10 protein-coding genes are annotated in these 11,547 nt (G+C 70.5%); 4 read left to right on the plus strand and 6 right to left on the minus strand.

What is annotated here, in order from left to right:
* Positions 1 to 51 precede the first annotated feature (51 nt).
* Both OG242_RS31265 and OG242_RS31270 read right to left on the minus strand, forming a co-directional pair.
* A complete protein-coding gene (locus tag OG242_RS31265; protein WP_405901361.1) occupies positions 52 to 1,314 on the minus strand; it encodes a phosphatase PAP2 family protein in 1,263 nt (420 codons plus the stop codon).
* Between the two features lie 331 nt (positions 1,315 to 1,645).
* Positions 1,646 to 3,439 carry a cellulase family glycosylhydrolase gene (locus OG242_RS31270; RefSeq protein ID WP_405901362.1) on the minus strand — a complete coding sequence of 598 codons (1,794 nt, stop codon included), beginning with the start codon at positions 3,437 to 3,439 and terminating at the stop codon, positions 1,646 to 1,648.
* 282 nt (positions 3,440 to 3,721) lie between these two features.
* Between OG242_RS31270 and argJ the strand changes: the two genes are divergently transcribed.
* The gene (gene argJ, locus OG242_RS31275) at positions 3,722 to 4,897 is read left to right on the plus strand and encodes a bifunctional glutamate N-acetyltransferase/amino-acid acetyltransferase ArgJ (RefSeq protein ID WP_405901363.1); all 1,176 of its coding nucleotides are present in this window, start codon (positions 3,722 to 3,724) and stop codon (positions 4,895 to 4,897) included.
* 49 nt (positions 4,898 to 4,946) lie between these two features.
* Here the strand turns inward: argJ and OG242_RS31280 are convergent, their stop codons facing one another.
* The 3 genes from OG242_RS31280 to OG242_RS31290 all read right to left on the minus strand — a co-directional run bounded on the left by OG242_RS31280 (position 4,947) and on the right by OG242_RS31290 (position 6,889).
* Positions 4,947 to 5,315 (minus strand): DoxX family protein, encoded by a 369-nt coding sequence (locus OG242_RS31280; protein ID WP_405901364.1) that lies wholly within the window; start codon positions 5,313 to 5,315, stop codon positions 4,947 to 4,949.
* A gap of 3 nt (positions 5,316 to 5,318) precedes the next feature.
* On the minus strand, positions 5,319 to 5,918 hold the full coding sequence (locus tag OG242_RS31285) for a TetR/AcrR family transcriptional regulator (RefSeq protein ID WP_405901365.1): 600 nt from the start codon (positions 5,916 to 5,918) through the stop codon (positions 5,319 to 5,321).
* An 80-nt stretch (positions 5,919 to 5,998) separates the two neighbouring features.
* Positions 5,999 to 6,889, minus strand: coding sequence for an LLM class F420-dependent oxidoreductase (locus OG242_RS31290; RefSeq protein WP_405901366.1), 891 nt, complete (start codon positions 6,887 to 6,889; stop codon positions 5,999 to 6,001).
* A 205-nt stretch (positions 6,890 to 7,094) separates the two neighbouring features.
* Between OG242_RS31290 and OG242_RS31295 the strand changes: the two genes are divergently transcribed.
* Positions 7,095 to 8,633, plus strand: a complete 1,539-nt coding sequence (locus OG242_RS31295; protein WP_405901367.1) for an MFS transporter — start codon at positions 7,095 to 7,097, stop codon at positions 8,631 to 8,633.
* Between the two features lie 18 nt (positions 8,634 to 8,651).
* Here the strand turns inward: OG242_RS31295 and OG242_RS31300 are convergent, their stop codons facing one another.
* Positions 8,652 to 9,284 (minus strand): TetR/AcrR family transcriptional regulator, encoded by a 633-nt coding sequence (locus OG242_RS31300; RefSeq protein ID WP_405901368.1) that lies wholly within the window; start codon positions 9,282 to 9,284, stop codon positions 8,652 to 8,654.
* Positions 9,285 to 9,388: 104 nt separating this feature from the next.
* Between OG242_RS31300 and OG242_RS31305 the strand changes: the two genes are divergently transcribed.
* Together OG242_RS31305 and OG242_RS31310 are read left to right on the plus strand one after the other, a co-directional pair.
* Positions 9,389 to 10,555 (plus strand): FAD-dependent monooxygenase, encoded by a 1,167-nt coding sequence (locus tag OG242_RS31305; protein ID WP_405901369.1) that lies wholly within the window; start codon positions 9,389 to 9,391, stop codon positions 10,553 to 10,555.
* A gap of 92 nt (positions 10,556 to 10,647) precedes the next feature.
* Positions 10,648 to 11,514 carry a GNAT family N-acetyltransferase gene (locus OG242_RS31310; RefSeq protein WP_405901370.1) on the plus strand — a complete coding sequence of 289 codons (867 nt, stop codon included), beginning with the start codon at positions 10,648 to 10,650 and terminating at the stop codon, positions 11,512 to 11,514.
* Positions 11,515 to 11,547 lie beyond the last annotated feature (33 nt).

The raw sequence follows: 11,547 nt of genomic DNA on the forward strand, positions 1-11,547 counted from the left end.
GAACCGGCGGGGTGGTGCGGGCCAACGTTACCCAGGTATGCGGACGGCGGTTCAGGCCATCTCGGGCTGCGGGTCCAGTTTCGGCACGGGCGCCGCCTTTGGTTCCCACCGCCGGGTGATCCGTACGTAGCCGTAGATCACCGATCCCATCGTCACGAGGAGGAGCGGTCCGAACAGCCACGGATAGTGGGCCATCTCCAGCGACAGATAGCGGTACGACACCAGCAGCGCGGCGAAGACCACGGTGCCGTAGGCGACCAGCTGTACGGCCGGCCGGTCCCAGCCGCGCTCGAGCGCGCGCATGCCCGTCTCGATCGTGAGGGTGAACACCACACCGGCGACGAGGTCCGCACCGTAGTGGTAGCCGAAGCCCAGCGTCGCGGCCAGCGTGGCGACCAGCCAGAAGGCGCCCGCGTACTGGAGGAACTTCGGGCCCTTGCGGGAGTGGATGAAGATCGCGGTGGCCCACGCGGTGTGCAGGCTGGGCATGCAGTTGCGCGGGGTGATCTCGTCGAACGGCATGTGATGCGGGGTGCCGATCGGCACGGCGGTGTCGGGCCACATGTCGGCCACCGCCCAGTGCCCGCCGTCGGAGCCGAACGCGAAGATCGGGCCGACCACCGGGAAGATCATGTAGATGGCCGGGCCGAGGAGGCCGATGACCAGGAAGGTGCGCACCAGGTGGTGGCCGGGGAAGACGCGATCGGTCGCCACATTGCGCAGCTGGTACAGCGCGACACAGACCGCGGCGACCGCCAGCTGCGCGTAGACGGCGTTGAGGAAATGGGCGCCGGCCGAGCCGGTCGCCTCGACGAGCCGCCCCACCACCCAGGACGGGTTGCCCAGCGCGTGGTCGGCGTTGGCCATGTACTGGTCGAGCACATCGGGGCGCGTCTTCGAGGTGATGAGCAGCCAGGTGTCACCGGTCTTGCGCCCGGTCACGAGGAGCAGACCCAGACCGACGCCCTTCAGGAGGAGCATGCGCTCCTGGCCCGTGCGACGGGTGAGGGCGATGACCGTGACGCCGATGATCACCCACAGTGCACCGTTCCCGAACGGGTGGCCCTCGGTGACCGGAGCGTCGGCCACCCACCGGATCAGTGCGATGACGAGGTCGATGCCGACCGCGACACCGAGCGCGATGAAACGCTGCCGCCAGGTGAGGACCACCATCATCAGACCCATGCTGGCGTACAGCAGGAAGCCCGATTTGGGTGCGACCACCACTTCCTGGACCTGAGTGGTCATCGGCCCCGGCAGGCCGTAGTGGCGTGCGGCGAACTCCAGCGCGACAAGGAATGCGAGCGTCACCACCACCGCCGCCGCCCTGAGGATCGCTCGCGGTCGGCGCCATGCGGCGAAGGGTATTCGGCTGCTTATTCGCGAGAACGCCCGCGATGCTATAGGTATCAATTCTCTGGCCGATGTCCTGGGTTTTGGTCAAATAGGTCGCTTTTCATGCCATATGGCACGGTGTGCGGGCGATGAGGGTGGTCGCCGGGGTGGGATCATGCTAACCGAGGGGTTTCGCCGGGTATTCGCTGGTCGTGACTGCGCCGAAAACAGTGTGCCGAATGAGGTGTAGCCCGCCACTGGGGGCGGGCTACGGTGCTCCCTTCCGGAGCGGGTCGTGCGGACGGGACGGTCAGGAGAGGGTGCAGCTCACGGTCGGTACGGCTCCGGCGGCCGGTGTGCCCTGGAAGCCGAAGGCGGTGTGCGCGCCGGCCGCGAGGCCGCCGTTGTAGTCGGTGCTCGTGACGGTGACGGAAGCGCCGGTCTGGGTGTAGGAGGCGTTCCACATGTTCGTGATCTTCTGGCTGCCGCCGTAGGTCCAGGTCAGCTTCCACGAGGTGGCCGGTGCCGTACCCGTGTTGGTCACGGTGACGTCCACCCCGAACCCGCTGCCCCAGTCGCCGTTCACCGTGTACACCGCCTTGCAGCCGGTGTTCCCGCCGGAACCGGTGGTGGACGTGGTGACGGACGCGGAGGGCGTGGAGGTGTTGCCCGCGGCGTCGCGGGCGCGGACGGTGTACGTGTACGACGTGCCGGCCGTCACACCGGTGTCCGTGAACGTGGTGCCGGTGGCGGTGCCGGCCTTGGTGGAGCCCCGGTACACGTCGTAGCCGGTGACCCCGGTGTCGTCGGAGGCGGCTTTCCAGGACAGGGACACGGAGCTCGCGGTGGTCCCGCTGACGGTGAGGCCCGTCGGTGTCGTCGGGGCCTGCGTGTCGTCGTCGCCGCCGGAGCCGCCGCCGTCGCCGAAGCCGGGCGCCTTGATGCTCGCCAGGTAGCCGTCCTTCACGGTGTCCACCGTGGTCCAGTCGTCCTTGAGGATGCCGCCGGTGTCACCGGAATTGGGGTTCCAGGACCAGAAGGTCCACGAGAAGCTGTCGGCCCCGTACTGACTGGTCGGCCGCAGATAGTCGGCCAGGGCCTTCAGCCACTTCTGGTCGGTGGTGGACTGGAGGGTGGTGCCGAACTCGCCCACCCACACCGGGGCGATGTTCTGCTTGAAGATGTAGCCCCAGTACTTGTCCCAGACGCCGGGCATGTTGGCGGGGAACGAGGCGTCGGTGAACCACGGCTGCTGGGCGACGCTGGTGGCGTAGTCGTGCGCCGAGTACACCACCCGGTGCGGCACGCTCAGCTCCACGGGGTACTGCCCGACGCCCATGAGGTTCCCGCCCCACCAGCCGGACACCCCGTCGACGGTCTGCACGCCCTCCACGAAGATCAGCAGGTCCGGGTTGGCGGCCAGCACGGCGTCGCCACCGCGCTGCGCCGCGAGCCGCCAGTCCTTCGTGGTGTCGCCGCAGCCCCAGCAGGCGGGGTCGTGCGGCTCGTTGTGCAGGTCGATGCCGACCACCGCGTCGTTGCCGGCGTAGCGGGCGGCCAGCGACTTGAGGTTGGCCAGCCAGGTGGACTCGGGCACGGCCGAGGTGTACCAGAGTGCCGACTGCCCGGCCGAGTCCGGCCGGTGCCGGTCCAGGATGACCTTCATGCCGACGCTGCCCGCGTGGTCCACGATGCGGTCCATCACCTGGAGCGAGTCGAGTCCCTCCAGGTCGGTGTTCATCCCGCTGGAATAGTTGATGCTCGCGGGCTGGGTGCCGGCGAAGATGTCGTCGCTGTAGGGCAGCCTGATGGTGTTGTAACCCAGCGAGTGCATCTGGTCGATCATGCTCTTGTAGTCGCGGGACCACAGGCCGTGAGGTACGTAGTTCGCGGTCTCGAAGCCGAACCAGTTGATTCCGGCGATGCGGACCGGGTGGTTGCCGGCATCCAGGATCTGCCGCCCGCTGGTGTGCCAGTAACCGGAGCCGGCGGCGGGCTCGGCGGCCTGGGCCGTGACCGTACCGGCGAGGGGCAGAAGCAGGGCCGCCGCACTGAAGGCGGCGATTCTGGCGGCTCTTCGGAGGGTGCGGAGAGGGTGAAGCATGGTGCTGGTTCCTCTCTCGGCGGCGCGGCGACACGGCACGCGAGAGGTGGGAGCGCTCCCATTACGTGCCGTGCGCCGCCCCGCCTGTGGCATGGGGACGGGGGTGCGGGGTCACCGACCGCCCCCTCGCCTGACGCCGGGGGTGGTGATGCGACCCGGCGCCATAAAAGCGATATAGCAATGGGCATGTCAATGGGGCGTGGAGTGTTCATGAGTTGAACGCGGTTGAGCGGCTTGCGAATGGGGTGGACGCCCCGGCTCGGCGATGTAAATATATGTCGCATGACGCATGATCATGCATTGATGTGGCCCTCCGGCTTCCTCGCTTACACCGGCCACGGCGGGTTGCGTGAGCACGGCGACGACATCTCCGTCGTGGCCTCGGACCGGCCGGCGGTCAGCGCCGCGGTGTTCACGCGGAGCCTCTTCGCCGGACCGGCCGTGGTGCTCAGCCGCAGGCATGCCGCCGGGCGCAGCCTGCGCGCCGTGACCACGCTTGCCCAGAACGCCAACGTCGCCACCGGGCCCCAGGGGGAGAGGAACGCCGCCGAGGTCGTCGGCCGGGTCGCCGCGATCCTCGGCGTCCCCGAAGAGGAAGTGCTCATCGGCTCCACCGGGGTCATCGGGCGGCCCCTGCCGATGACCGCCATCCTTCCGCACTTCGACAAGACCGCCGAGCGCGGCCTCGCGGCGTTCACGGCCGGGCCCCAGGACGTGGCCCGCGCGATGATGACCACCGACACCCGCCCCAAGACGGCCGCCCGCACCGTCGGGCGGGCCCGCATCGTGGGCGTCGCCAAGGGCGTCGGCATGCTGGAGCCCAATATGGCCACCATGCTGGCCTATGTGTTCACCGACGCCGAGCTGTCACCGGCCGATCTGGACACCGCGTTGCGCGGAGCGGTGGACCGTACGTTCAACTGTCTGAGCGTCGACACGGACACCTCCACCTCGGACACCGTGGCCGTCATCGCCAACGGGGCGGCCGGTGCGGTCGATCCGGCGCTGTTCGCCGAGGCGCTCGCCGACCTGTGTCTGGATCTCACCCTGCAACTGGCGAGCGACGGCGAAGGTGCGACCAAACTGATGCGGGTGACCGTGGGTGACGCCCGCGATTACGCGCAGGCCAAGCGTGTCGCCAAGAGCGTGGTGAACTCGCCGCTGGTCAAGACGGCCGTCCACGGCGCGGACCCCAACTGGGGGCGGGTTCTCATGGCCATCGGCAAGAACACCGACGAGACCGACATCGTCCCGGACGCCGTCACCGTGAAGTTCGGTGACATCGAGGTGTATCCGCGGGAGCCCGAGGCGGACACCCTCGGCAGGCTCGTCGATCTGATGCGCCGGGACGAGGTGGACATCGCGATCACGCTCGGTCTCGGTGACGCCGAGGCGACCGTGTACGGCTGCGACCTGTCCGCCGGGTACATCCGCGTCAACGCCGACTACACGACCTGACCGGCGGTCCGTCGTCGCGGTGCACCCGGCGCCGCGACGACGGACCGCGTTACACGCGTACGAAGGACCCCACCAGTACCGCGAGCGAGATCACCAGCATGCCAAGGCAGTTGACCCAGAACGTGGTGTTCAGCGCATGCGCGCGGATGTGCGCCGCGGCGGCCGCGAGGAAGTAGACCACGATCGCCGCCGTCGTGGTCATGGCGACGCCGGGCACCCAGAAGCCGACGACGAGACCCGCGGCCGAGGCGGTCTTGGCGGTGGTCGGCACCCACCACCAGTCGCGCGGCAGCCGGACGCCCTCCAGGCAGTCGACGATGAAGCGCGGCGGGCGCAGCATCATCACCGCGTCACCGGCCTGGATGACGAGCAGGACCACCACCGGCCATACGGGGGAGGGGAGTTCGGAGAGTGTCATCAGTCAGTTCCCTTCCTGCGCGGCGACGAAGGCCGCGGTGGTCCGGAGTCTCGCCGGCGTCTGCTGGTGGTCGGTCGACCCGGCGGCGAGCAGCATCAGTTCGCCCAGGTAGCTGGAGAACATCACCTGCGCACCGAGCCGGGCACGCTCCTCGGGCATGCCCGCGTTGACCATCGCGGCCGTGAGGTTGTCCTCGGTGAGAGTGCGCAGTCCGCCCAGGGCGGCGTTCCCGGGCCGGCCCCGTGCCAGTGTCCGGAAGTACGCGCGGGCGAGGTCGTCGTTCTCGGCGAACAGGGCCAGGAACGGGTCGAAGTAGTGGGCCAGATACTCGACGGCGGGCGCCTTCGCCCCCGCCTCCGCCGGTTCCGGCGGGGCGGGGATGCGGTCGGCGATGGCCTGGTCGTATACCAGGCCCAGCAGCGACTCCTTGTCGCCGACCGCCATCACCGTGCCCACCGAAACCCCGGCCGCCGCAGCGATCTGGCGCACCGTCGTGCTCTGGAAGCCGTGTTCCGCGAAGAGCTGGGCGGCAGCCTCGACGATGCGGGTGGCGGTCCGCCGCTTCTGCGCCGCACGCGTTGACTGAACCTGTTCACCGAACATGTTCATAATGTACGAGGGTGAGCGCGGCGCATGCAAGAGCCCCGGCCCGCGCAGTCGCGGACCGGGGCTCCGAGAAGGCTCTACAGCTCGTCGCCGAACGCCTCGGCGAGCTCGCGGTACTCGGCCAGCGGAAGCCCCGTCCTCCCCTGGTCCGCGGTGACCACCTGGAGCGCCACGTGGTCCGCGCCCGCGTCGAAGTACTCGCCGGCCCGCGCCTTCACGTGCTCGGCGTCCCCGAGGGCGAACAGGGCGTCCAGCAGACGCGCACTGCCCCCGTCCTCGAAGTCGCTCTCCGTGAACCCGAGGCGCAGCAGGTTGTCCGTGTAGTTGGGCAGCCGGAGGTACATCGCCAGCATGGCGCGGGCCGTGGTGCGGGCGCGGTCGAGGTCGGTGTCGAGCACGACGGACAGCTCGGGGGCGAGCAGCGCCTCCGGTCCGAGGGCCTCGCGCGCCTCCGCCGTGTGCGCGGCCGTGACGAGGTAGGGGTGCGCGCCGAGCGCCCGGTCCGACGCGAGCTTCAGCATCTTCGGGCCGAGCGCCGCCAGCACCCGGTGGCCGGGGCCCACGGACGGGTCGGCGGCGTCCAGGGCGTCGAGGTAGGCCACCATCGCGCTGTACGGCTTCGCGTACTGCGGGGCCAGCGCGCCGTGGCTGACGCCCAGGCCGAGGACGAAACGGTCCCGGGCGCCCGCGTCGATCGCGGAGATCCGGGCCGCCACCTCCTCGGCGGTGTGGTCCCAGATGCTCAGGATGCCGGTCGCGACGGTGATGGTCCGGGTGGCGTCGACGATCGCGGCGGCGTCGTCGGGCGAGGGGCTGCCACCGAGCCACAGCGTCCCGTAACCCAGCGCCTCGATCTCGGCGACGGCCTCCGCGATCGTCTTCTTCCCGTCGGGGTCCACCCGCGATGTGTGCAGGGCGCCGCTCCAGATGCCGACCCGGCCGAACGTCTCACATGTCTCAGAAGTCATGCCGGGGACAACAGCGCGAGGCCCCTGCTATTCCCGGCGTTGCTGCGAACGGGTCGGCCTCCACCCGGCAAGGCGTCACCGGGGAGCGTCCGCAACCCATGTGGACGAGTCGCCGCGTGTGCGGCGGCGGCGCCGGGGCAACTGGCGGATATTGGATGCTCTGCGTTCCGCAGGACGCACCCGCCCGGACGAGGAGGTAGCTGCCGTGACGACCCCCGCCGCATCGGAGGGACCTGGCGACAGGGAACGACGCCCGCGTGGGGGCGGGGAGCGGGATCCGCGCGACGAGGCGGCCGCGCCGGGCGACTCCGGGCTCGGCACCATCACCACGGCCGTCCCGGCCAGGCTGGACCGGCTGCCGTGGTCGCGCTGGCACTGGATGATCGTCATCGGTCTCGGCACGGTGTGGATCCTCGACGGCCTCGAAGTCACGACAGTCGGTAACATCGCGAGCCGGCTCTCCGAGGACGGCTCGGGCCTGGCCATCACGTCCGCCCAGGTCACCGGGCTCGCCGCCGCGCTCTATGTGGCGGGTGCCTGTGTGGGGGCGCTGTTCTTCGGCTGGCTCACCGACCGATACGGCCGCAAGAAGCTCTTCATGGTGACGCTCGCGGTCTACCTCGCGGCGACCGCCATGACCGCGCTGTCGTTCAGCGCGTGGTGGTTCTTCCTCTTCCGCTTCCTCACCGGTTTCGGCATCGGCGGCGAGTACGCGGCGATCAACTCGGCCATCGACGAGCTGATCCCCTCGAAGTACCGGGGCCGGGTCGACCTCATCATCAACGGCAGCTACTGGCTGGGCGCGGTCGGCGGTGCGCTGCTGTCGATCGTCATGCTGAACACGGACTACTTCCCCAAGGACCTCGGCTGGCGGCTCACCTTCGCCCTCGGTGTCGTGCTCGGCTTTGTGATCCTCCTCGTACGCCGGCACGTGCCGGAGAGCCCGCGCTGGCAGTTCATCCACGGGCACGGCGACCAGGCCGACGAACTGGTCGACTCCGTCGAGCGGGAGATCGAGGAGGAGAAGCACGAGAAGCTGCCGCCCCCGGCCGGCGAGATCACGATCCACGAGCGCAAGAGCATCGGCTTCGGCCTCATCGCCAAGACCGTCTTCCAGAGCTATCCCAAGCGCGCGGTGCTCGGCCTTTCCCTCTTCATCGGACAGGCGTTCCTCTACAACGCGATCACCTTCGGCTTCGGTGCGATCCTCACGACGTTCTACGACGTGGAGAGCGGCCACACCGGCTACTACTTCGCGGTGATCGCGGCGGGCAACTTCATCGGCCCGCTGGTGCTCGGCAAGCTGTTCGACACCATCGGGCGGCGCATCATGATCGCCGGCACCTACATCCTGCCGGGCATCCTGCTGTTCATCACGGCCTGGCTCTTCGACCGGGGCTCGCTGACCGCCAACACCCTCACCGCCTGCTGGTGCGTGGTGCTGTTCTTCGCCTCGGCCGGCGCCAGCAGCGCGTACCTCACGGTCTCCGAGGTGTTCCCCATGGAGACCAGGGCCATGGCCATCGCCTTCTTCTACGCGATCGGCACCGCGGCCGGCGGGATCAGCGGCCCCCTGATCTTCGCCGACCTCACCGAGTCCGGCATCCCGGGCGACACCGCCCTCGCCTTCTCCATCGGCGCGGGCCTGATGTGCGCGGCCGGTCTCGTCGCGGCCTTCCTCGCGGTCGACGCCGAGCAGCGCTCTCTGGAGGACATCGCCAAGCCGCTGTCCCAGACGACGTAACGCGCCCGGGCGCAGCACTCAGGCCGGACCCGTCGTCGCGGACGCGGGTCCGGCCAGTCCGTGCAGCAGCAGCCGGGTGAGCGTGTCCACGATCTCGTCGTCGGAGATCCCGGGCCGGCCGGGCCCCGCCGTCGTCACCGCGAACGCGAGCTGCGAGACCATCGCCCCCATGGCCGCCGCGACCACCCCGGAGTCGCCCGGCAGCTGATGACCCCGGTCGCGCAACCAGGCAAGGTGCTCGCGGAAGATGCCGGTGTCCCCGGCCAGGCTCGCCCAGGCGCGGCCCTCGCTCGGCGGCCCCGCGAAGGTGGTCTGCATCATCGCCACGATCACCGGAAGATGGTCGCGGACGACCCCCCAGGTGGCCGCCAGGTGCGCGCGCAGCTGCGCCGGGTCGGTCAGGTCGTGGTCGGCCGGATGCTCCTGAGCGCCCATTTCCGCGGCCAGTTGCGCGTGGAGATCGCCCACCAAAGCCTTGAGCAGGGCTTCCTTGTCCGCGAAGTGCGCGTAGAAGGAGCCGGTGGCGCGCCCGGCCTCACGGGTGATGTCGGTGATCTTCGTATCGAGGTAGCCGCGCTCGGCGAACAGCCTGCGCGCCGCGTCCTTCAGCGCCGCCTCGGTCTCGGCGGCCTTCTCCTTGCGAACGCCCATCGGGCGGGGCTCCTTGTCGGCTTGACGCATGGTCTGGTGCTCCATCATAGTGAACGCGGGTTCGATGAACCTAGGTTCAGTGAATATGGATTCAGGGGGCTGATGTGAACGTCATCGTGGTCGGCGGGGGAGTGGCCGGAGTGGCGAGCGCCATCGCGTTGCGGCGGCTCGGCGTGGAGGTCGCGGTCTACGAGGCGTACGCCGAACCGGCTGGCCGGGCCGGCTCGTTCCTGAGCATCGCGTCCAACGGGCTGCGGGTTCTGCGGGCCCTCGGCGTCCTGGACCAGGTACGCGGCGCGGGCATCGATGTGCCGCGCCAGCGCATGTGGTCCGGCTCCGGGAAGCTCCTCGGGGACATACCGCGAGGACGGCTCGGCGGCGACGACCTGCACAGCGTGACCCTGATGCGCGGCGCGCTGGTCGAGACGCTGCGCACCGAGGCGGTGGCCGCCGGCGCCCATGTCGTCACCGGTGAACGGCTGGTGGACGCGGTCGCCACGGACACGGGTGTACGCGCGGTCTTCGCGAGCGGCCGCACGGCGGAGGCCTCCCTGCTCATCGGTGCGGACGGCATCCACTCGGTGACCCGGACACTGCTCGACCCCCACGCACCCGTCCCCGACTACGCCGGCCTGTACAGCATCTCCGGCGTCTCCGAGGGCGTGGCCGCCCAACCCGGCGTCTTCCACATGACGTTCGCCCGCAACGGCGCCTTCCTCCACCTCGCCGCCCCCGACGGCAGGGTCTGGTGGTCGGCCCAGGTCGCGAGCCCCGGGCAGCCGGACCTCGACCGCACGGACGACGCGTGGCTCGCCCACCTCGCCGGCCTGTACCGGCACGAACGCGTGCCGTCCGCGGTCCTCGCCGCCACCGTCGAACTGCACCGGCCCACGCTGGCGCACACCCTGGACGCGGTGACGGTCCGGCACAACGACCGCATCGTGCTGCTCGGCGACGCCGACCACCCCGTGGGCGCCGGGCAGGGCGCTTCGATGGCTCTGGAGGACGCCCTCGTGCTCGCCCGGTCACTGGGCACGCAGACCTCCGTTCCGGCTGCGCTCTCGGCGTACGGCGCCGCCCGCTCGGACCGGCTCGCCAGGATGGCCAAGGCGGCGGCGGGCAACCGCGACTCCAAGACGGCGGGCCCGCTCGGCCGGTGGGCGCGTGACCTGATGATGCCGCTGGGCATCCGGTTCTTCTACGAGAAGGCCACGGCCTGGCTCTACACGTACGACTGCGGCGGACTCCCGGGTGCCGTCCTGCGGGACTGACGTACGGGTCGGTGCCCCCCATCCCGGCCCTTCGCACCGGCGCCCCGGAAACCAGGTGCGGGCCGTCCTCCCGGTGGTGTGGGATCGGGGGCATGACGATCGCACTCGACACGCCGGACATCGACCGACTGGCCGCTGCGGGGGACGCGCTGCGGGACTGGCAGGAGGAAGGCGCCCCGATGCAGCTGCACCCGGGGGATCTGGGCTGGTACTGGCGGACCGGCCCGCGGGCCACCGCCGAGGCCGTCAGGACCTGGAGCCGGGGCGGGCGGATCCTCGCCGTCGGGCTGCTCGACGGCCCCGGCCTGGTGCGGCTCACCACCGCGCCGGACGCCCGCCGGGACGAGGAGCTGGCGCGGCGACTGGTCGCCGACATCACCGCCCCCGCGCGCGGCGTGCTGCCGGAGGGCAGGGCGGCCGTGGAGGCGCCGGAGGACGCCCTGGTACGGGAGTTGCTGGGCGAGGCGGGCTGGTCCATCGACGAGGCGTGGTCGCCGCTGCGCCGCGACCTGAGCGTGCCGGTGGCCGAGCCGGGGCTGCGGATCGAGGTCGCCGGTCCCGACCGGGCACACCTGGTGGCGGGCGTCATCCGCGGGGCCTTCGAAGGCTCACGGTTCACGGACGAGCGATGGCACGCCATGGCCGCCGGTCCGCTGTTCGGCGATGCCCGCTGCCTGCTCGCGTACGACGACCGAGGCCACGCGGTCGCGACCGTGACGGTGTGGTCGGCCGGGCCGGGCCGGCCGGGGCTCCTCGAACCGATGGGTGTGCACCGGGACCACCGCGGCCGGGGCCACGGGCGGGCGATCACCCTCGCCGCCGCGGGCACGCTCCAGGAGCTGGGCTCGTCCAGCGCCCTCGTCTGCACCCCGAGCTCCAACACCGGCGCCGTGATCACGTACGTGGCGGGCGGCTTCGAGCGGCGCCCCGAGATCCACGACCGTTTCCGGAGCGCCTGAACGGCGGGCTCGCGAGCCGGGCGGGACCTCACG

It is taken from the genome of Streptomyces sp. NBC_00727, assembly GCF_045161745.1.
Lineage (GTDB): Bacteria > Actinomycetota > Actinomycetes > Streptomycetales > Streptomycetaceae > Streptomyces.